Source organism: Sphingomonas sp. Leaf4 (assembly GCF_920939515.1).
Lineage (GTDB): Bacteria > Pseudomonadota > Alphaproteobacteria > Sphingomonadales > Sphingomonadaceae > Sphingomonas.
In genome coordinates this window covers 342,721-363,100 of the sequence record NZ_CAKLBB010000002.1, presented here as the reverse complement: position 1 = coordinate 363,100, position 20,380 = coordinate 342,721, and the positions used below count along the sequence as shown (strand labels likewise).

At 68.0% G+C, this 20,380-nt stretch carries 22 protein-coding genes; 16 read left to right on the top strand and 6 right to left on the bottom strand.

Annotated elements, in window-relative coordinates; genetic code table 11:
* Positions 1–12: 12 nt before the first annotated feature.
* A complete protein-coding gene (locus tag LRA89_RS04195) occupies positions 13–552 on the bottom strand; it encodes a (2Fe-2S)-binding protein (RefSeq protein WP_056494352.1) in 540 nt (179 codons plus the stop codon).
* A 102-nt stretch (positions 553–654) separates the two neighbouring features.
* Between LRA89_RS04195 and LRA89_RS04190 the strand changes: the two genes are divergently transcribed.
* The 5 genes from LRA89_RS04190 (at position 655) to LRA89_RS04170 (ending at position 5,075) form a co-directional block, all read left to right on the top strand.
* Complete coding sequence (locus tag LRA89_RS04190; protein ID WP_230769126.1) at positions 655–1,452, top strand: DODA-type extradiol aromatic ring-opening family dioxygenase; 798 nt, start codon at positions 655–657, stop codon at positions 1,450–1,452.
* A 77-nt stretch (positions 1,453–1,529) separates the two neighbouring features.
* Complete coding sequence (locus LRA89_RS04185) at positions 1,530–3,056, top strand: acyl-CoA carboxylase subunit beta (RefSeq protein ID WP_230769125.1); 1,527 nt, start codon at positions 1,530–1,532, stop codon at positions 3,054–3,056.
* Entirely contained in the window at positions 3,053–3,796 is a 744-nt protein-coding gene (locus tag LRA89_RS04180; protein ID WP_230769124.1) for a hypothetical protein, read from the top strand. Before LRA89_RS04185 ends, LRA89_RS04180 begins: the two co-directional genes overlap by 4 nt.
* A gap of 11 nt (positions 3,797–3,807) precedes the next feature.
* A complete protein-coding gene (mce, locus tag LRA89_RS04175; RefSeq protein ID WP_230769123.1) occupies positions 3,808–4,224 on the top strand; it encodes a methylmalonyl-CoA epimerase in 417 nt (138 codons plus the stop codon).
* Positions 4,225–4,382: 158 nt separating this feature from the next.
* Positions 4,383–5,075 (top strand): prolyl hydroxylase family protein, encoded by a 693-nt coding sequence (locus LRA89_RS04170; protein WP_230769122.1) that lies wholly within the window; start codon positions 4,383–4,385, stop codon positions 5,073–5,075.
* A gap of 155 nt (positions 5,076–5,230) precedes the next feature.
* Here the strand turns inward: LRA89_RS04170 and LRA89_RS04165 are convergent, their stop codons facing one another.
* Together LRA89_RS04165 and purF are read right to left on the bottom strand one after the other, a co-directional pair.
* Positions 5,231–5,938 carry an SDR family NAD(P)-dependent oxidoreductase gene (locus tag LRA89_RS04165; RefSeq protein WP_230769121.1) on the bottom strand — a complete coding sequence of 236 codons (708 nt, stop codon included), beginning with the start codon at positions 5,936–5,938 and terminating at the stop codon, positions 5,231–5,233.
* Positions 5,935–7,395, bottom strand: a complete 1,461-nt coding sequence (gene purF, locus LRA89_RS04160) for an amidophosphoribosyltransferase (RefSeq protein WP_055755863.1) — start codon at positions 7,393–7,395, stop codon at positions 5,935–5,937. The genes LRA89_RS04165 and purF overlap by 4 nt, the downstream gene beginning before the upstream one ends.
* 116 nt (positions 7,396–7,511) lie before the next feature.
* Here purF and hisI point away from each other — a divergent pair, with 116 nt between their 5' ends.
* Positions 7,512–7,871, top strand: coding sequence for a phosphoribosyl-AMP cyclohydrolase (gene hisI, locus LRA89_RS04155; RefSeq protein WP_230769120.1), 360 nt, complete (start codon positions 7,512–7,514; stop codon positions 7,869–7,871).
* A complete protein-coding gene (locus LRA89_RS04150; protein WP_230769119.1) occupies positions 7,868–8,350 on the top strand; it encodes a hypothetical protein in 483 nt (160 codons plus the stop codon). The genes hisI and LRA89_RS04150 overlap by 4 nt, the downstream gene beginning before the upstream one ends.
* Positions 8,351–8,512: 162 nt before the next feature.
* Here LRA89_RS04150 and LRA89_RS04145 read toward each other — a convergent pair whose 3' ends face one another.
* Genes LRA89_RS04145 through LRA89_RS04135 form a run of 3 tightly spaced genes read right to left on the bottom strand, consistent with a single transcriptional unit; the run spans position 8,513 to position 12,019 of the window.
* On the bottom strand, positions 8,513–9,697 hold the full coding sequence (locus LRA89_RS04145; RefSeq protein WP_230769118.1) for an SAM-dependent methyltransferase: 1,185 nt from the start codon (positions 9,695–9,697) through the stop codon (positions 8,513–8,515).
* Between the two features lie 42 nt (positions 9,698–9,739).
* Positions 9,740–11,101 (bottom strand): cryptochrome/photolyase family protein, encoded by a 1,362-nt coding sequence (locus LRA89_RS04140; protein WP_230769117.1) that lies wholly within the window; start codon positions 11,099–11,101, stop codon positions 9,740–9,742.
* 9 nt (positions 11,102–11,110) lie between these two features.
* Positions 11,111–12,019, bottom strand: a complete 909-nt coding sequence (locus tag LRA89_RS04135; protein ID WP_230769116.1) for a histone deacetylase family protein — start codon at positions 12,017–12,019, stop codon at positions 11,111–11,113.
* A 39-nt stretch (positions 12,020–12,058) separates the two neighbouring features.
* Between LRA89_RS04135 and LRA89_RS04130 the strand changes: the two genes are divergently transcribed.
* The 9 genes from LRA89_RS04130 to LRA89_RS04090 all read left to right on the top strand — a co-directional run bounded on the left by LRA89_RS04130 (position 12,059) and on the right by LRA89_RS04090 (position 20,313).
* Complete coding sequence (locus LRA89_RS04130) at positions 12,059–13,060, top strand: alpha/beta hydrolase (RefSeq protein ID WP_443024929.1); 1,002 nt, start codon at positions 12,059–12,061, stop codon at positions 13,058–13,060.
* Between the two features lie 10 nt (positions 13,061–13,070).
* On the top strand, positions 13,071–13,550 hold the full coding sequence (locus LRA89_RS04125; RefSeq protein ID WP_230769114.1) for an RNA pyrophosphohydrolase: 480 nt from the start codon (positions 13,071–13,073) through the stop codon (positions 13,548–13,550).
* A gap of 65 nt (positions 13,551–13,615) precedes the next feature.
* A complete protein-coding gene (locus LRA89_RS04120) occupies positions 13,616–14,512 on the top strand; it encodes a DUF481 domain-containing protein (protein WP_056494311.1) in 897 nt (298 codons plus the stop codon).
* A 279-nt stretch (positions 14,513–14,791) separates the two neighbouring features.
* Complete coding sequence (locus LRA89_RS04115) at positions 14,792–16,000, top strand: hydrolase (RefSeq protein WP_230769113.1); 1,209 nt, start codon at positions 14,792–14,794, stop codon at positions 15,998–16,000.
* On the top strand, positions 15,997–17,007 hold the full coding sequence (locus LRA89_RS04110) for an arginine N-succinyltransferase (RefSeq protein ID WP_230769112.1): 1,011 nt from the start codon (positions 15,997–15,999) through the stop codon (positions 17,005–17,007). The genes LRA89_RS04115 and LRA89_RS04110 overlap by 4 nt, the downstream gene beginning before the upstream one ends.
* Position 17,008: 1 nt before the next feature.
* Positions 17,009–18,265 (top strand): N-succinylarginine dihydrolase, encoded by a 1,257-nt coding sequence (locus tag LRA89_RS04105; RefSeq protein ID WP_230769111.1) that lies wholly within the window; start codon positions 17,009–17,011, stop codon positions 18,263–18,265.
* A gap of 66 nt (positions 18,266–18,331) precedes the next feature.
* Entirely contained in the window at positions 18,332–18,553 is a 222-nt protein-coding gene (locus LRA89_RS04100) for a hypothetical protein (RefSeq protein WP_055755839.1), read from the top strand.
* A 9-nt stretch (positions 18,554–18,562) separates the two neighbouring features.
* Positions 18,563–19,360: a TrmH family RNA methyltransferase gene (locus LRA89_RS04095; RefSeq protein WP_230769110.1), complete on the top strand. Its 798-nt coding sequence runs from the start codon at positions 18,563–18,565 to the stop codon at positions 19,358–19,360.
* Between the two features lie 32 nt (positions 19,361–19,392).
* Positions 19,393–20,313: an arginase family protein gene (locus tag LRA89_RS04090; RefSeq protein ID WP_230769109.1), complete on the top strand. Its 921-nt coding sequence runs from the start codon at positions 19,393–19,395 to the stop codon at positions 20,311–20,313.
* Positions 20,314–20,380: the final 67 nt, after the last annotated feature.

The window sequence follows — 20,380 nt, the reverse complement described above, 5'->3', positions numbered from 1 at the left end:
GTATGGAACCGGTCACTCCGGCGGGGTGAGCGCCGGCACCTCGCGTGCGGCCTCGGCGCGATCGATGCCGGGGCGCGGGGGTGGTTCGAGCACGGTGTCGCCGCGCTGCGCCGCCGCCGCCCGGCGCACCGCATCGATCAGCCGGGGATAGATGCCGCAGCGGCACAGATGATCGAGCGCCTGCGCGATCTCCGCTTCTCCGGGATCGCGGTTCTGGCGCAGCAGCGCGGCGGCAGCCATCACGAACCCCGGCACGCAATAGCCGCATTGCACGACCTGCGCCGCGAGAAACGCCGCCTGCACCGGATGGCTGCGATCACGCGACAGCCCCTCGATCGTGGTGACGAACGTGCCTTCGAGGCTGCCGATCGATACTTGGCACGATTTGACCGCGCGCCCATCGACATCGACCACGCATGCCCCGCAATGCCCGGTGCCGCAGCCATATTTGGTGCCGGTCAGGTTCGACACGTCGCGCAGCGCCCACAGCAACGGCGTGTCGGGATCGATTCGGTATTCGACCGGATTGTTGTTGACGGTCAGGCGGCTCATGCCGACCCCTTGTAGGGCGGTCGGCGGCGCGACGCCAAGCGAAACGGGTCGTTTCCTTGCGAGCACCTTGTCGCGGGGCGGCGATGGGACGACGTTCGGGGCATGACGCTCCCTACCCTTTTCCTCCCGCACGGCGGCGGCCCGTGCTTTTTCCTCAACCCCGGTGCGGCCCCCGATCCGATGTGGCGACCGATGGAAGCGTATCTGGCAGGCCTCCTCGCCTCGTTGCCGGAACGACCACGGGCGATCCTGATGGTGTCGGGCCATTGGGAAGCGCCGGTGCCGACCGTCCATGTCGGCGAACGGCCGGGCCTGTTGTTCGACTATTACGGCTTTCCCGAACACACCTATCACCTGCGCTGGAATGCGCCCGGATCGCCCGCGCTCCCGCGGCGGACGGCGGCGTTGCTCGCGGCGGCCGGGTTCGTGACCGCCGGGGAAGCCACGCGCGGCTGGGACCATGGCGTGTTCGTGCCGATGATGGTCGCGGTGCCCGGGGCGGACATTCCGCTCGTGCAACTCTCGCTGATCGACAGCCTCGATCCCGCGGCGCATGTCGCGCTTGGCCGCGCGCTGGCGCCGCTACGCGACGAAGGCGTGCTGATCGTCGGGTCGGGGATGAGCTTCCACAACCTGCGCGCACGCGGACCGCAGGTGACGCCGGTCGCCACCGAATGGGACACAGCACTCACCGCCGCCGTCACCGATCCCGATCCTGCGGCGCGGGCGCAGCGGGTGATCGATTGGGAAACGCTGCCGCATGCCCGCTTCGCCCACCCGGAGGCCGAGCATCTGTTACCGCTGATGGTGGCGCTGGGCGCAGGCGGCGACGGGCCGGCGGTGTGCGATTATCGCGATACGGTGATGGGCTGGGTCGTCTCGGGCTATCGCTTCGGCTGACGCAAGAATGTTGCGCTCGGGGCGTGCTTGCTGGCAAGAGGGGGGCAAGACCCGCAGCAAGCGGCCAAGGAGAGACGATGCTCGAAGCACTCGAAGCGCTGGAGAAACGGCGTGCAGGCGCGCGCGCCGGCGGCGGCGAGAAGCGAGTCGCGGCCCAGCATGCCAAGGGCAAGCTGACCGCCCGCGAACGGCTGGAGGTGTTGCTCGACCCGGAGTCGTTCGAGGAACTCGACATGTATGTCGAGCACAACTGCGTCGACTTCGGCATGCCGGATCAGGTGATTCCCGGCGATGGCGTCGTCACCGGATCGGGCACGGTCAACGGTCGGCTGGTGTATGTGTTCAGTCAGGATTTCACCGTGTTCGGCGGATCGCTGTCCGAACGGCATGCGCAAAAGATCTGCAAGATCATGGATATGGCGCTGAAGGTCGGTGCGCCGGTCATCGGCCTCAACGATTCCGGCGGCGCGCGGATTCAGGAGGGCGTCGCCAGCCTCGGCGGCTATGCCGAGGTGTTCCAGCGCAACGTGCTGGCATCGGGCGTCGTGCCGCAGTTGTCGCTCATCATGGGGCCGTGCGCAGGGGGTGCGGTGTATTCGCCGGCGATGACCGACTTCATCTTCATGGTGAAGGATTCGAGCTACATGTTCGTCACCGGCCCCGACGTGGTCCGCACGGTGACGAACGAGGTGGTCACGCAGGAGGAACTGGGCGGCGCGATCACCCACACCACCAAATCCTCGGTCGCCGATTGCGCGTTCGAGAATGATATCGAGGCGCTGCTGGCGGCGCGCGACTTCATCGACTTCCTGCCCGCCTCCAACCGGACCGGCGTGCCCGCGCGGCCGTCCGACGATCCGTGGGACCGGATCGAGCCGAGCCTCGACACGCTGATCCCGCCGAGCGCCAACCAGCCCTATGACATGCACGAGCTGATCGTGCGGACGGTCGACGACGGCAGCTTCTTCGAGCTGCAACCGGGCCATGCCGGCAACATCCTGATCGGGTTCGGCCGGATCGAGGGGCGGACCGTCGGCATCGTCGCCAACCAGCCGATGGTGCTGGCCGGGTGCCTCGACATCAATTCGTCGAAGAAGGCGGCGCGGTTCGTGCGCTTTTGCGATGCGTTCGACATCCCGATCGTGACCTTCGTCGACGTGCCGGGCTTCCTGCCGGGCGTGGGACAGGAGCATTCGGGGATCATCAAGCACGGCGCGAAACTGCTGTTCGCCTATGCCGAGGCGACGGTCCCGAAGATCACGGTCATCACCCGCAAGGCCTATGGCGGGGCGTATGACGTGATGGCGTCGAAGCACCTGCGCGGCGATTTGAACTATGCGTGGCCGACCGCCGAGATCGCGGTGATGGGCGCGAAGGGCGCGGTGGAGATCATCTTCCGGTCGAAGGACCCGGCCGAGGTCGCGGCGCGGACGGCCGAATATGAGACCCGCTTCGCCAACCCGTTCGTGGCGGCGAGCAAGGGGTTCATCGACGAGGTGATCCTGCCGCATTCGACGCGGCGGCGGGTGGCGCTGGGGCTCAGGAAGCTCAGGAACAAGCGCCTCGAAAATCCGTGGAAGAAGCACGACAATATTCCGCTGTGAGCCGGCTGCTCCGCCTCGCGCTGATCGTGGTCGTGCTGGCGGTGGCCGGGTTCGCGGCGGTGCGGCTGTTCGTCGACCATCGACCCGCCGGCCCTGCCCCCGCCGCATCGCCGACGCCCAAGCCCTCGCCGAGTGGCCTGACGCTGGCGGCGGCGCAGCGTTCGGCGTTTCCCGATGGCATGGAGGCCCGCACGCCCGAGGGGTCGCGGATGGTCTATGCCGATGGGCAACTGGTCGACACGCCGTTCGGCCCGGTGCTGGTCAACCCCGGCACGATCCCCGACGCGGCGCATGTCGAGGGGGGTGCCGTCGCGATCCATTATCTACGACAGGACACAGGCGGCGTCCACGTCACCCGCGCGCTGCCGTTCGCGGTACGATCGGGCAGCAGCGGCAGCATTTCCGAATGGAGCGTATCGCGCACGATCGGCGACCTACCGGTCGTCTATACCGAGGGCGGCGGCACGTGGCAGGGCTATAGCTGTTCGTTCGCGACGTTGACCGAACTGCGCCCGGCCGGCCCCGCCGAACTCGCCACGATCCAGGTGATGGCGAGCGACGACGGCGCGGTGCCGAGCGAACAGGCCAAGACGACGGTCGGCAAGATCGTCGACGTGGTGCCCAACCGGTCGTTCGTCGTCCGCTTCACCGGCGCGCGCAATTTCGACGCCCACTACGTGCGGCGCGGCGGGCGCTATGTTCCCGAAGGCGGCGAGCGCGACACGCTTGGCGGATGTTAGGAGATACCACCATGACCCTCGGCCGCCTCAACCATGTCGGGATCGCCACGCCGTCGATCGCGGCGTCGATCGACATGTATTGCAGCCTGCTCGGCGCGGAGGCGATCGGGGAGCCGTTCGATCTGCCGGCGCAGGGGGTGAAGGTGTGTTTCATCGATGCGCCCAATAGCCAGATCGAGCTGATCGAGCCGTATAACGACACCTCGCCAATCGCGGGGTTTCTGGCGAAGAACCCGGGCGGCGGGCAGCATCACCTGTGCTTCGAGGTGGCGGACATCCATGCCGCGATCGCCGAGCTGACCGCCAAGGGTGCGCGGGTGCTGGGGCATCCGAGGATCGGGGCGCATGGGACGTTGATCGTGTTCGTTCATCCGCGCGACATGGGCGGGGTGCTGGTGGAGTTGATGGAGACGCCGGTGGGGCATTGATGCTTCTCCGTCATTCCGGCGAAGGCCGGAATCCATGGATACGGGCGGTATCGATGGAGCCGTGGCCTCCCGACACAATGGATTCCGGCCTTCGCCGAAATGACGATCAAAAACGCCTTCCCCTCGACACCATGCTCCCGATTTGATTGAACGCAGCCATGACCACCGCCCTTCGCAAGCCGCCCGGCACCCCCTCCCCCGTCCGGGCCGATTTCGGCCGGGAGGTCGAGGAAAACCTGTCGACCGTCCCCGGCATCCGCCGCGCCAAGACCGATGCCGCGGTCCTCTTCGCGCTGCCGGGCTTCCTGTCGGACGAGGAATGCACGCTGCTGATCGCGACGATCGACAATGGGCGGCGCAAGTCGACGCTGCTGACCAGCACCAACGACCCCAATTTCCGCACCAGCGACAGTTGCGATCTCGACCGCTGGCACCCACTGCTGCAACCGATCGACGAGAAGATCGCACATCTGCTGGGCCTGCCGCCCGAACATGGCGAGACGATGCAGGGACAGCGCTATGCGCCGGGGCAGCAATTCCGCGCGCACAATGATTATTTCAACGAGAACGAACCCTATTGGGCGTCGATGGCGGTGCAGGGCGGGCAGCGAACGTGGACGGCGATGGTCTATCTCAACGAGGTCGAACAGGGCGGCGCGACGTGGTTTCCGCAGGCCGGGGTGCGGTTCAATCCGCGTCCCGGCATGCTGGTCGCGTGGGACAATATGAACCCCGACGGCAGCCCCAACCTCGCCACGCTGCACGAAGGAATGGCGGTGGTCGAGGGGACGAAATACATCATCACCAAATGGTTTCGCGAACGCCCGTGGACGCCGACGATCGAGCCGTAATTCCCCCCAAAGTTTACAAAGTTTACACTAACCACGACATCGCGCGACAGGCGGACCGGGCGATATGTCGACGACAGAGAAAGAGCAGGAGAAGCGGTATCGCCTCCCCTGCCCGATCTATCGTTCGACGGCGGTGTAGGACAGCGACCGCGCGCTCAATCCACGCGGATGCGGGTGCCCGTCTCGAACCCGTCGGCGAGCAGTGCGACGATCGCATCGGCCACCCGCTCGGGCGGTTTCACGCTCTGCGGGTCCTCGCCCGGATAAGCGCGTTCGCGCATCTTCGTGCGGGTAGCACCCGGATCGACGATCGCGGTGCGGACCGGCGAGATGTTCGCCATTTCGAGGCCATAACTGGCGACGAGATTGTCGAACGCCGCCTTCGACGCGCCGTACATCCCCCAATAGGCGCGCGGCACGGCCCCGACCGACGAGGTGACGCCGACCACCCGCCCGGCGCGCGCAAGGCGCAGCATCGGCGAGAAGGCGGCGATCAGCGCGGCGTTGGCGGTGACGTTCAGCGCCATCACCTTGTCGAATTCCTTCAGGTCGAACGACGGCACCGGCCCCAGCGTGCCAAGCGCACCGGCGTTCAGCACCAGCGCGTCGAGCGCCCGCCACCGCTCGGCGATCGCCGAGACGAGGCGAGGAATCGCGGTCAGGTCATAGAGGTCGACCGGGGCGATCGTCGCCGATCCGCCGGCGGCATAGATCGCGTCCTCGACCTCCTCCAGCCCGCCCGCCGTGCGCGCGACGAGGACGACATGCGCCCCCTCCCCGGCGAGGGCAATCGCGGTCGCCGCCCCGATGCCACGGCTGGCACCGGTGACGAGGACCAACTGCCCCTTCAACCGCTCGCTCATCCGACCCGTTCGGCCAGCATGGCGAGCTGATCGACCGAGCTGGTTTCGTCCTGATCGGTCAATGGCGTCGGATAGTCGCCGGTAAAGCAGGCGTCGCAATAGCGCGGGCGGACGGCGGTGCGCGCCGCTTCGCCCAGTGCGCGGTACAGCCCGTCGATCGATACGAAAGCGAGGCTGTCGGCCTGGATATAATCGGTCATCCCGCCGAGATCGAGCTTGGCGGCGAGCAGCTTGGCGCGTTCGGGCGTGTCGACGCCGTAGAAGCAGCTATGCCGCGTCGGCGGGCTGGCGATGCGCATATGGACTTCGGCCGCGCCGGCATCGCGCATCATCTGCACGATCTTGAGGCTGGTCGTGCCGCGCACGATCGAATCGTCGATCAGGACGATCTTGCGGCCCTCGATCAGCTTGCGGTTGGCGTTGTGCTTGAGCTTGACGCCGAGATGGCGGACCTTGTCGCCCGGCTGGATGAAAGTGCGCCCGACATAGTGCGAGCGGATGATGCCGAGTTCGAAGGGAATGCCCGATGCCTGGGCATAGCCGATCGCGGCGGGAACGCCCGAATCGGGCACCGGGATCACCAGATCGGCATCGACCGGATTTTCGGACGCCAGTTCGGCGCCGATCGCCTTGCGCACCGAATAGATCGATCGATCGTCGCTGATCGAATCGGGCCGCGAGAAATAGACCCATTCGAAGATGCACGGACGCGGGCTGAGCGGCGCGAACGGGCGGATCGAGCGCAGTTCGCCGTTCTTGACGATGACCAGCTCGCCCGGATCGACCTCGCGGACGAATTCCGCGCCGACCACGTCGAGTGCCACGGTTTCTGACGCGAAGATATAGGCACCGTCGCCCAGACGGCCCATCACCAGCGGCCGGATGCCCAGCGGATCGCGGCAGGCGATCATCCCCTCGGGCGTCATGCAGATCAGCGAATAGGCACCCTCGACCTGCTTCAACGCGTCGATGAACCGATCGAGCAGTGTGCGGTAGTTCGACGTCGCGACGAGGTGGATGATGACCTCGGTGTCGCTGGTCGACTGGAAGATCGATCCGGTGCGGACCAGATCCTTGCGCAGCCGCATCGCGTTGGAAAGATTGCCGTTATGCGCCACGGCGAACCCGCCCGACGCCAGTTCGGCGTACAGCGGCTGGATGTTGCGGTTCGACGTCTCGCCCGTGGTCGAATAGCGCACATGGCCGCAGGCGGTGGCCCCGGGCAGCGATTCGATGATCTCGGGCCGGTCGAAATTGCCCGCGACATGGCCCTGCGCGCGCTGGGTATGGAACATCGCCCCGTCCCAGCTACAGATGCCGGCCGCTTCCTGGCCGCGGTGCTGGAGCGCGTGGAGGCCAAGCGCTACCAGTGCCGCCGCGCCGTCCGCGCCGGAAACACCGAAGATGCCGCACTCTTCGCGCAGCTTGTCGTCGTCGAATGGATGGGTGGTGAACATAGGCCCTTCCGGGGGTAAGCGTGTCACACGACCGCCATATAGGCAGGCGGAATCGATTTGTCGCCCTTTGATCGTCGATTGCGGCGGAACCGTGATCGGCGATAGGAGTTGCGGCGATGGAACACCGTGACACCGGACTGGTGCTGAACCCCAAATTCGATGGCGACGGGCTGTTGACGGCGATCGCCGTCGACGCTGCCAGCGGCGAACCGCTGATGGTCGCGCATATGAACGCCGACGCGCTGCGGCTGACGATCGAGAGCGGCGAGGCGACCTTCTGGTCGCGCAGCCGCGCCCGGTTGTGGAAGAAGGGCGAGACGTCGGGCAACGTGCTGCGCGTGGTAGAGGCGCGGATTGATTGCGATCAGGACGCGCTGTGGCTGCGCTGCATCCCCGCTGGCCCCGCCTGCCATACCGGCGCGGCGAGTTGCTTCTTTCGCCGGATCGAGGGGGATCGGCTGGTCCCGGTGTCATGAGGGCGTTGCCATGGCTGCTGCTGCTCGCCGCCTGTTCGGGGCCGGGTGGCGACGCACCGGCGCAAGGCGGCGCGGCGCTGGAGGCGGCGGCGATCGAGCGCGGCATCGTGCGCGATCCGGCGACCCGTGCCGCGACCGGGCTGCTCGCGCGCGAGGGCGACCGGCTGTGCCTGATCGAGCGCGGCGATACGGTGCGGATCGGCGGGTTCATCGATTATGGCGACGGCATCGGCTGCACCGCGCGCGGCAGCGCGACGCGGATGGGCGAGACGCTGTCGGTCGATTTCGGGCAGGGCTGCCGTTTCGACGCCGGGTTCGACGGCGACCGGGTGCGTTTTCCGGGCAAGCTGCCGGCTGGGTGCGAACGACTGTGTACGCGGCGGGCGTCGCTCGCCGGGCTGACGCTCGACCGGCTGAGCGAGAGCGCGTCGGAGGCGGAGGCGCTGCGCACTCCCAAGGGTGTGGCGCTGTGCGGTTAGGGCCAGCGGCTCCCCTCGCTGACAAGGGAGGGGCCGGGGGTGGGTCGGCCCGCGAGGAAACGTACGCGCTCCACAACCGGCCAACCCACCCCCCAACCCCTCCCTTGTCAGGGAGGGGAGCAGATTGGGAAGCCATTTCGTTGAATGGCGACCCCGCCTAGATCAGCCGCCCTTCACCAACGTCACCTGCGCCACGGTGATGCCGCCGCCCCGGAACCCGCCCTCGCAATACATCAGGTAATAGCGCCACAGGTCGGCGAACCGGTCGTCGATCATCGGCAGGCGGCCGTCGGCGCGGGCGGTGTCGAAGGCGTGGCGCCAGCGCCGCAGCGTTTCGGCATAGTCGAGGCCGAAGTGGTGGACATCGCGCCATGCCAGCCCGCGTACCTTGGCCAACGCGCGGAAGCGACGTTCGGACAACAGCATGCCACCGGGAAAGACATGCGCCTGGATGAAGTCGACATTGCCGGCATAGGCGTCGAACAGCGGTTCGGCGATGGCGATATACTGGAGCGCGGCGCGGCCGCCGGGTTTCAGCCGGGCGGCGATCGTGTCGAGATAGGCGGGCCAATATTCGTGGCCGACCGCCTCGACCATTTCGATGCTGGCGATCGCGTCATACTGGCCGGTGACGTCGCGGTAATCGGTGAGCGAGACGGCGACGCCGGGTAGCGCCAGCGCCTCGACCTGCGCCAGTTGGCGGGTGGAGAGCGTAATGGCATCGACCTGCCGGCCGGCCGCTGAGGCGGTGGCGGCGAACGATCCCCAGCCGCAGCCGATTTCGAGGATGCGCTCGCCCGACGCGGTCGCCGTCCGGTCGAGGATCGCGGCGAGCTTGCGGTGCTGCGCGGCCTCCAGCGGTTCGTGCGGGTCGGCGAAGATCGCGCTGGAATAGGTCAGCGTCGGGTCGAGCCATTCGCGGTAGAAATCATTGCCGAGGTCGTAATGCGCGGCGATGTTCGCCTTCGCCCCCGGCCGGTCGTTGCGGCGCGCGCGGTGGTTCAGCCGGCGCAGCAGCCGCGACACGCCGCCGGCGCGCGCGGCGGTGCCGAGCGTCTGCGCGTTGCGCATGAACAGGTCGAACAACGGCACCGGATCGGGACTCGACCAGTCGCCATCGGCCCATGCCTCGTACCAGCCGGCCGAACCGCCGCGCGCCAGCCGCCACATCGCGCGCCAACGGTGGAGGACGACGATCGCCACCGGCCCATCGCCGCGCCCGCCAAGCCGCCGCCGGCTCCCGTCGGGCAGCGTCGCCTCGATCGCGCCGGCGGCGAGGCCGTGGTCGATCCGGTCGAGGGCGCGGGCGAACAGCGGGGCAAGCAGGGCGAACGGGTCGGCAGACATCGCGCGCCTGACAGCACGGCATGCGACCGTCGGCAAGTAGGATCAGACGCCTTTCGCCGCCGCCAGCGCGCGTTCGCGTGCCTCGCGGTGGTCGATCCGCTTTTCGGGATAGTCCTTCGGGCGGCAGCCGGCGGCGTCGGGATCGTGGATCTGCGCGTCGGACAGATGCTTCAGTTCGGGCACCCAGCGGCGGATATAGCCGGCGGCATCGAATTTTTCGGACTGGGTCAGCGGGGCCATGATCCGCCCGAACATGTTCGAATCGACCCCGGTGCCCGCGACCCATTGCCAGTTGACGGCGTTGTTGCCGTAGTCGGCATCGACCAGACAGTCCCAGTACCAGCGCTCCCCCTCGCGCCAGTCGATCAGCAGATGCTTGATGAGGAACGAGGCGGCGATCATCCGCACCCGGTTGTGCATCCAGCCGACCTGCCACAATTGCCGCATGCCGGCATCGACGATCGGATAGCCGGTGCGCCCTTCCTGCCACGCCTTGAGGTCGCGCTTCGCGGCGGCACCGGTGCGCCATGGCATCTTGTCGTAGCGGGCGCGGCCATTGGCGTCGGCATAGTCGGGCATCGACAAGATGACGCCGCTGGCGAAGTCGCGCCACGCCAGTTCCTTGCGGAAGGTCGTCAGGCTGTCACCCGACCCGTCGAGCGCGGCCCAGATTTGGCGTGGGGTGATCTCGCCATGGTGGAGGTGCGGCGACAGGTTGGAGCTGCCGTCGATCGAGGGCAGGTTGCGGGCGGTGTCATAGTCGCCGAGGCGCTTCGCAAAGGATTTGAGCGCGGCGTGTGCGCCGTCCTCGCCGGGGGTCCATGCGGTGAATGCGGTCGACCAGTCGGGCTTGGTCGGCAGCAGGTTCCAGTCGGCGAGGGTGTCCGACTTCGGCCATTTGGGCGGCGCGGGAATGCTGCGGGGCGCTGCGACCGGATCGTCGGGCGGCAGCATCCGGTTGAGCGCCTTCCAGAATGACGAATAGATCTTGAACATTCCGCCCGACCCGGTGGTGACGCTTTCGGGCGGGCGCAGGTGGTTGCCGTCGTGCAAGGTGAGGCAATCGCCGAGCGCGTCCTGTGCCTTGACCCACCATGGTTCGTAGTGACGCATCGAGTGAATTTCACCCGCACCGGTTTCGGTCATGAGCGCCCGCAATTCCTTCACCGCATCGCCACGCCGCAGGATCAGGCGCGAGCCTTTGTCGCGCAGCGCCTTGTCGAGCGCGGTCAGGCTGTGATGCAGCCACCAGCGTTGCGCGCCGCCGATGCGCCAGTCGCCCGGTGCGTCGTCGTCGAGGACATAGACCGGGATCACCGCCCCGGCGTGGGCGGCGGCGACGAGCGCGGGGTGGTCACGCAGGCGGAGGTCCTGGCGGAGCCAGAGCAGGACGGGATCGGTCATCGAGCGACGTTACGCCTGCGCAGCGACCCCGGTTCCCTCCGCCACCGCGACGATCGACGCGATATGGCGATGTGCCACTTCGAGGAGGTCGCCGTAGCCGCCGCCCAGCGCGCTGGCGATCGGCAGTCCCTTCGCGCGCGCCAGTCGCCCCATCCAGCGGTCGCGCTCGATCAGGCCGGCTTGCGTGAGCGCCAGCCGCCCGAGCCGGTCGCCGGCGAACGGATCGACCCCCGCCTGATACAGCAGCAGCGACGGCGCGAACGAATCGATCAGCGGCACCAGTGTCGCCTCCAGCGTCGCCAGATATTCGTCGTCGCCCATCCCGTCGGGCAGGCCGACGTCGAGCGTCGAGCGGGCCTTGCGCGCCGGAAAATTCTTTTCGGCATGGATCGAATAGGTCGCGAGGCCATGCCGCCCGGCGAGCAGCGAGGCGGTGCCATCGCCCTGATGCACGTCGACATCGACCACCAGCACCCGCGCGCACGTCCCCTCCTCGACCAGCCGGTAGGCGGCGATGGCGAGGTCGTTGAACACGCAATAGCCCGCCCCGGTATCGGCCAGCGCATGGTGGCTGCCCCCGGCGGTGTTGGCGGCATAGCCGCGCGCCATCGCCACCCGCGCGGCGGCATAGGTGCCGCCGGGCACCGCCTGCGCACGCAGCGCCATCGGCGGGGTGACGGCGAAACCGATCCGCCGTTCCTTGGCCGGGGGCACCCGCGCCTCGATCACCTCGGCGACATAATCGTCGTCATGCACCGCCTCGATCCACGCGCGCGGCATGGGCGGGCCTTCGTGCCATTCCACCCGGTCGCCCAGATCGATGAGCAGGTCACGGACGAGGCCGTTCTTGCCCCAGCGATAGCGGCTGCCGGGCGGGGCCTCGGCGACATAGTCGGGGTGGTGGACGACGGGGATCACGCTGCATAGGTAGGGGGCAAGCCCCGTGCCGCAACGCGCATGGTCCACAGGAGACGCCGTTTGTCCGATCCGTATGTCCGGCCCGATGTGCGGGTGTTCCTCGACTATCTGGCGCGCGTGCCGGGGCCACGGATGCACGAACTCGATGCTCCGGCGGCGCGGGCGCAGTATCTGGCGATGAAGGATGTCGCCGATCTGGGCGTCGGCGATCTGGCGGTGACGCGCGACGTGGTGATTCCGGTGGCGGGCGGCACGATCGGCGCGCGGGTGTTCGACACCCGCGAGGACCGGGTCGCCGGACCGGTGGTGGTGTTCTATCACGGTGGCGGCTTCGTGATCGGTGATGTCGCGACGCACGCCGGCTTCTGCGCCGAAATGGCGCGCGCGCTCGACCTGCCGGTGGTGTCGGTCGGCTATCGCCTCGCCCCCGAACATCCATGGCCCGCCGCGCCCGACGATGCCGAGGCGGCGGCGCGGTGGGTGGCCGACGCACCCGCCGAACTGGGGCTGAAGGTCGCCTCGCTGGTGCTGGCCGGCGACAGCGCGGGCGGCAAGCTGACCATCACCACCGCGATGGCCCTGCGCGACGCACCCGCCGCCGTACCGGTGATCGCGCAATTTCCGATCTATCCGGCGGCGGACTTCTCGCAAGCCTATCCGTCGTTCGAGCAGTTCGCCGATGGCTATCTGCTGACCCGCGAGGGATTGCAGTATTTCGCCGACGCCTATCGATCGGACCCGTCGCAGGTGCGCGGGTCGCCGCTGCTGGGCGATTGTCACGACCTGCCGCGCGCGCTGGTGCTGACCGCGAGCCTCGACCCGATCCGCGATCAGGGGCGGGCCTATGCCGCGAAGCTGGCGCAGGCGGGCGTGGCCGTCACCTTCCGCGAGGCGCGGGGCAATATCCATGGTTTCGTGACGCTGCGCCGCGCGATCCCCTCCAGCGTCGGCGATGTCGCGGGCGCGCTGGCGGTGTTGAAGACGATCGTGACCGAGGCGGAGGCCGACCGGGTGATGGCGCAGGCGGCGGGCACGCGGTAAGGGAGCCGACATGGACAAGACTTCGCTCCCCTATCGCCCCTGCGCGGGCGTCATGCTGATGAACCGCGACGGACAGATCTTCGTCGGCCAGCGGCTCGATTCGACGCTGGAGGCGTGGCAGATGCCGCAGGGCGGTATCGATCCCGGTGAGGCACCGCTCGACGCCGCCGTGCGCGAATTGCGCGAGGAAACCGGGGTGGTCGCGACCAAGGTCCGGCTGATCGCCGAGGCGCCCGACGAGCTGTTCTACGACCTGCCCGACGACATGATCGGCCGCATCTGGAAGGGCAAATGGCGCGGCCAGCGCCAGCGCTGGTTCCTGTTCGCGTTCGACGGCGAGGATGGCGACATCGACATCGCGACGCCCGAACCCGAGTTCCGCGCATGGCGCTGGGCCGACCCCGCCGACCTGCCGTCGATGATCGTGCCGTTCAAGAAGACGCTGTACGAAGCGGTGATCGCTGCCTTTTCCCCACACCTGCACCGGTGAGCCGCCCTTGAACCACGACGGAGCGTTCACGCTGCGGCAAGCGGATCGGCTATAGCGGAGTGGCGATGCCCAACCCCCTGTTCCTGCTGCCGCTCGGCGCCTATTATGCGGACCTGCCGCCGGAACCCGATCTGCCGATCGAGATCCGCACGATGCTGGAAGAGGCGATGGCGTCGGGCAACGACGGCGACGTCGCCACCATCGTCAAATATGCCCGCAAGGCCGCGCCGAAACATTCGCAGAAGATCGCCGAACTGGCATCGCATTATACATCCGAACGCAGCGAGAAGAACGTCAAGCTGCTGCGCACCGCCTCGTTCGGCGCATTGCTGAAAGGGCGGGCCGAGATCGGCGGCTGGATCAACGGCGGCAATTCGAACACGCTGGGCGTCACCGGCGTGCTCGACCTGTCGCGCGAAGGCTATCGCTGGCGGCACAAGCTGAAGTTGCAGGCGGATTATCAGGAGACGAACAACGTCACCACCCGCGAACATTATCTCGCGGCGTTCGAACCGAACTACAAGGTCGACGACAGGCTCTACGTCTATGGCGCGGCACAGTATGAGTCCGACCAGTTCTTCGGCTATCACGATCGTTATTCGGCATCGGGCGGCGCGGGCTATACCGTGCTGGCGCGCGGGCCGATCACGCTCGACGTCGAACTGGGACCGGCGTTCCGCCACACGACCTTCACCGACGGCAATGTCGAGCGCAATCTGGCGGGGCGCGGGTCGGTCGATCTCGACTGGAAGCTGACCTCGGCGCTGACGCTTAGGCAGGATACCTCAGCCTATCTCCAGGCGGCGAACAGCACCGTCACCAGCCTGACCGCGATCGATGCCAAGCTGCTCGGGCCGCTGTCGGCGCGGTTTTCCTATAACATCCAGTATGAAAGCCTGCCCCCCGCCGGGCGGGTCAACGCCGACACTACCGGGCGGGCATCGCTGGTCTACGCCTTCTAGGACCGATCGACATTCAGCCGGACGGCGGCTCAGGCGCCTCCCCTCCCTGACAAGGGAGGGGAGCAGATTGGGACGGCATTTCGTTGAATGTCGATCCGCCCTAGAAGGTTGTTTGAAACGCGCGGTTGCGCGTTTTGCGGTGCCGGCCCGCTCCTCCTCCCGACCACCCATTCAGGATACGCTGTGGGTGGTCGGGAGGGGGAGCGGGCCGGCACCGCGCAAGAAACTCGCCCTTTGGCGAGTTTTCAAACAGACTCGAAGCAGGCTACACCATGGCGGATGGAGAGACTATCGTCTGACGAGCGGCGGCTGATCGAGCATATCGACGGCGCCGCCATGCTGCCATCGGTCGAACGCTGGGTCGCGGTGAACAGCGGGACGCGCAACCTGCGCGGGCTGGCGACGATGGCCGGGCTGCTGGCCGATGCCTTCGCGATCCTGCCCGGCGAACTGACGCTGGTCGACCCCGCCCCGGTCGATGCGGTCGAGCCGGACGGGCGGGTGCGGGCGATCGAGCATGGCCGCCACCTGCTGCTGCGCGTTCGTCCGCAGGCGGCCTGCCGGATGTTGTTCACCGGGCATATGGACACGGTGTACGGCGTCGATCATCCGTTTCAGGAGGCGCGCTACAGCGAACCCGCCGTGCTGAATGGTCCCGGTGCGGCGGACATGAAGGGCGGGCTGGCGGTGCTGCTCGCCGCGCTGGGCGCGATCGAGCGGGGCGGGCCGCCGGCGGATTTCGGCTATGACGTGGTCGTCAATTCCGACGAGGAAACCGGGTCGTTCGCCTCCGCCACGCTGATCGAGGCCCATGCGGCGGGCAAGGTCGCCGCCTTCACCTATGAACCGGCGCTGCCCGACGGGACGCTGGCCGGCGCGCGCGGCGGCACCGGCAATTTCTCGCTGACCGTCACCGGGCGCAGCGCGCATGCCGGGCGCAACCCGGAGGAGGGCCGCAACGCGGTGGTCGCCGCCGCCGATCTTGCGCTGCGGCTGGCGGCGGAGGGGGGACCGGGGCTGGCGGTCAATCCCGCGCGTGTCGATGGTGGCGGGCCGAACAACGTCGTGCCCGACCATGCGGTGCTGCGCGTCAATTTCCGCCCGAAGGCCGCCGCCGACATCGCCCGCGCCGACGCGGCGATCGACCGCATCATCGCCGGGGTTGCCGAGGCGCGCGACGTCACGATTTCCCGCCACGGCAGCTTCAACCGCCCGCCCAAACCGATCGACCCACAGGCGGCAAAGCTGTTCGCGCTGGTGCAGGCGACGGGTAGCGACCTGAGCATCCCGATTGCGTGGGCAGCGACCGGCGGGGTGTGCGACGGCAACAACATCGCCGCGCAAGGCGTGGCGGTGATCGACACCATGGGCGTGCGCGGCGGCGCAATCCATTCGCCGGACGAATATATGATCGTCGACAGCCTGGCCGAACGTGCCGCGCTGTCGGCGGTCGCCATATCGCGCATCGCGCGCAAGGGGGGCCTGTGACGTTCCGCATCCGTGCCGCGCGCGAAGACGATCTGAAATATCTCTACGAGATGGCCAAGCTGACCGGCGGCGGGTTCACCAACCTGCCGCCCGATCGCAACGCGCTGATCGCGAAGCTGGAACGCAGTACGCTCGCCTTCGCGCATGACGAGGACGAACCGCGCGACGAGGCGTTCGTGCTGGTGCTGGAGAATATCGACACCGGCGAGGTACGTGGCACGTCGCAGATTTTCACGAAGGTCGGGCAGCGCTGGCCGTTCTATTCCTATCGCGTCGCCACGCTGACCAAGCACAGCGAGGCGCTGGGGCGCACGTTCCGTGCCGAAATCCTCAACCTCGTCAACGATCTGGAGGGGTCGAGCGAGGTCGGCGGGCTGTTCCTGCATCCCGGCGAGCGCGCCGGCGGGCTGGGATTGCTGCTCGCCCGCTCGCGCTATCTGTTCATCGCCCGGCACCGCGCGCGCTTCGCCGACCGGGTGCTAGCGGAATTGCGCGGGATCATCGACGAGGCGGGCGGATCGCCGTTCTGGGACGGGGTCGCCGGGCGGTTCTTCGGCATGAGCTTTCAGGATGCCGACCAGTTCAACGCGATCCACGGCAACCAGTTCATCGCCGACCTGATGCCGCGCCATCCGGTCTATATCGCGATGCTGCCCGAAGCGGCGCGCGGCGTCATCGGCCTGCCGCACCCGACCGGGCGCGCGGCGATGCGGATGCTGGAGAACGAGGGCTTCGCCTATGAGAAATACGTCGACATCTTCGACGGCGGCCCGTCGATGACCGCGCGGACCGACCAGATCGCGACGGTGCGCGACCGGCGCGAGGGCAAGGTCGTGGAGATCGCGGGCGGCGGCACGCCGTCGATCCTGTCGACCGGGCGGCTGGGCGACTTCCGCGCCTGTCTGGGCGAAGTGACGCTGCGGGGCGACGGCATCGCGATCGACCCGCAAGCCGCCCGCGCGCTCGGCGTCGAGGTCGGCGCGACCCTGCATCATGTGGAGCGATAGGATGCTGCGCGAGATCAACTTCGACGGCATCATCGGGCCGAGCCATAATTATGCGGGGCTGAGCCACGGCAACCTCGCCGCAACGCGCAACGCGGGCGCGGTTTCGCGGCCGCGCGCCGCCGCGCTGCAGGGGGTGGCGAAGATGCGCGCCAACCTCGCGCTGGGGCTGACGCAGGGCATATTGCTGCCGCATGCCCGGCCCGACCGGCGCTGGCTGGAGGCGCTGTCGATCGATTATGCCGATGCCGCGCCGGAGTTGCAGGCGCAGGCGCTATCGGCGTCGGCGATGTGGGCAGCCAATGCCGCGACCGTCTCGCCCGCGCCCGATTGCGGCGACGGGCGCTGCCACCTGTCGGTCGCCAATCTGGTGACGATGCCGCATCGCAGCCACGAATGGCCGCAGACGCTGGCGCAACTGCGCACCGCCTTCGCCGATCCGGCGTTCGCAGTCCACAGCCCGGTCCCCGCCCCGTTCGGTGACGAGGGCGCGGCCAACCACATGCGGCTGTGCGAACGCCATGACGCACCGGGGGTCGAGGTGTTCGTCTATGGCGTGGGCGGCGGCCCGTTCCCCGCGCGCCAGGACCGTGTCGCCAGCGAAGCCACCGCGCGGACCCACCGGCTCGACCCCGCCCGCACGTTGTTCGTCCGCCAGTCCGACGCGGCGATCGCCGCCGGCGCGTTCCACAACGATGTCGTCGCGGTGGCCAACGAGCGCGTCCTGTTCGCGCATGAACAGGCGTTCGAGGACCGCGACGGTTTTTTCGCCGACCTGCGCGCGGCGATGCCGTCGGTCGAGATCGTCGAGGTGCCCGCCGCGCGTGTCTCGCTGGAAGACGCCATCGCCTCCTATCTCTTCAACGCGCAACTGGTGACGTTGCCCGATGGCGAGGGCATGGCGCTGATCCTGCCAGCCGAGGCGCGCGACACGCCGTCGGTCTGGGCATGGCTGACCGAACTGGTCGCGGGCAACGGGCCGATCCGGCGGCTGGAGGTCGTCGACGTGCGCGAATCGATGGCCAATGGCGGCGGCCCCGCCTGCCTGCGGCTGCGCGTCGTCGCCGATCCGGCGAGCATCGATCCGCGCTTTCTGGTCGACGAGGCGAAGCTCGACCGGATCGCGGCGGTCATCGAGGCGTACTGGCCCGAGCGCATCGCGCCGGGCGACATCGGCGATCCGGCGCTGATCGTGGCGATGGAGGCGGCGCGGATCGCGCTGTACGAAGCACTCGACCTTGTCGGGTTAATTGACATTTAACCATGTTGCCGACCATCGAAATGGCGGGTATCTGCGGATGGTACAGGATTTGCAGAGGGGTGAATCATGCTCGACCGCCTCAAAAGCCTGTTCACCATCAAGTCCAAGTTCGAGGCGTTCCTCGTCATCTATGGCCTTGCGGTCGGCGCGGTCGAACGTGGGCTGCATTATGTCCAGCTCTATCCCGGCATCGGCGGCTGGCTGTTGTTCGCGGTGTGCCCGATCGCGGTGTTCATGGCCGGCGCGCGCATTCTCGATTCGATCGACGCGGAACAGGCTTTGCGCTAACCGGCGCCCATGCCGCGTGAAATCACTGCCTATTCCAATCCGATCGTCAAGGCCGCCCGCCTGCTGCGCGAGAAGCGCCACCGCCGTGAACAGCGCCGGTTTCTGGCGGAGGGCCTACGCATCCTCACCGAAGCGCGCGAGACCGGCTGGCTGCCCGCCGAACTCTTCTACGCCAGCGACGAGAAGCATCCGCTGCTCGAAACGCTGATCGAGGAAACCGAGGCGGCGGGCGGAATCGCCATCGCCACCACCGTCGACATCCTCTCCAAGCTGTCGGGCAAGGACAATCCGGGGGCGGTCGTCGGTGTGTACGACGAATTCTCGACCGCCCTGACCGCGATCGACCGGCGCAACGCCTCGTTGTGGCTGGTGGCCGAACGGTTGCGCGATCCGGGCAACCTCGGCACCATCCTGCGCACGGCGGATGCGACCGGCGCGGGCGGGCTGATCCTGATCGACGAGTGCGTCGATCCATTCTCGGTCGAGGCGGTGCGCGCCAGCATGGGGGCGATCTTCACCGTCGCGGTGGCGCGGGCCGACTGGGCGACGTTCCGCGACTGGCTGCGTGCCGGTCCAGGGATGCTGGTGGGGTTGAGCCTCGATACCGACCATGACTATCGTGCGGCGACCTATGGCGACCCCACTTTCCTGCTGACCGGCAACGAGGCGCAGGGGATGCCGCCGCACATGGCCGCCGAATGCGACCTGCTGGTCAAGCTGCCGATGCTGGGCCGCGCCGACAGCCTGAACGCGGCGGTGGCGACGGCGGTGATGGCCTATACCGTGCTGGGGCAGCATCGCCCCTGAACCTTTGGCGGGGCTGGGGCATTGCATCGTCCATGACCCGCCCGACCTTCGCCGCCCTACCCGCCGCCGACCTCGCCACGCTGGAACGCCCCAGCGTGGTGGTGTTCGGCGCGAGCGAGGCGACCCCCTACAACAACGCCGACCCCAGCCATTCGGCCGACGCCCCGGCGGCGATCCGCAGCGCCTCGCTGGGGTTCGCGCGTCAGTTGGCCCAGATCGATTTCGATCTGGGCTTCACCCCCTTCCCCGACCCGCACAATTTTCGCCGCGCCTGCGACGCGGGCGATGTCGCGACGATGCCCGAGGATGCAGCCGGCAACCGCGAGCGGATCACCGCCGCGACCCGCGCCGTGCTGGCGGCGGGGGGTGTGCCGATCGTGTTGGGTGGCGATGATTCGGTGCCGATTCCGGTCGCTGCGGGCTTCGATGGCGCCGGACCGCTGACCGTCGTGCAGATCGACGCGCATGTCGACTGGGGCGATGTGATCCTGAACGAGCCGAACGGCTATGGCTCGCCGATGCGGCGGCTGGCGGAAATGGACCATGTGACGGCCATGGTACAGGTCGGCATCCGCGGGCTGGGCAGCGGTGGCGCATGGCAGATCGACGATGCGCGGGCATGGGGCAGCCGGATCGTCACCGCCTATGACCTGATCCGCAACGGCATCGACGCCGCGATCGGCGAGGTGCCGGCGGGCGGGCGCTATCTCATGTCGATTGACTGCGACGGAATCGACCCGGCGGCGTTTCCGGCGGTGGCGATGCCGACGCCGGGCGGGTTGCGCTATGAGGAGGTCGTGCTGCTGCTGCGCGCGCTGGCCGAACGCGGCACGATCGCCGGGCTGGTGCTGGCCGAATATGTCCCCGCGCGCGACGATCCGCAGCGGCTGTGCGCGCTGATCGCGGCGCGGATCGCGGCGGTGACGATCGGGCTGGTGCTGGGCGCGGCCTGAACTTTGAAACCGTCATCCCAGCGAAGGCTGGGATCTCCCGGTGACAGTGCGCGACAGGAGCCGCAGG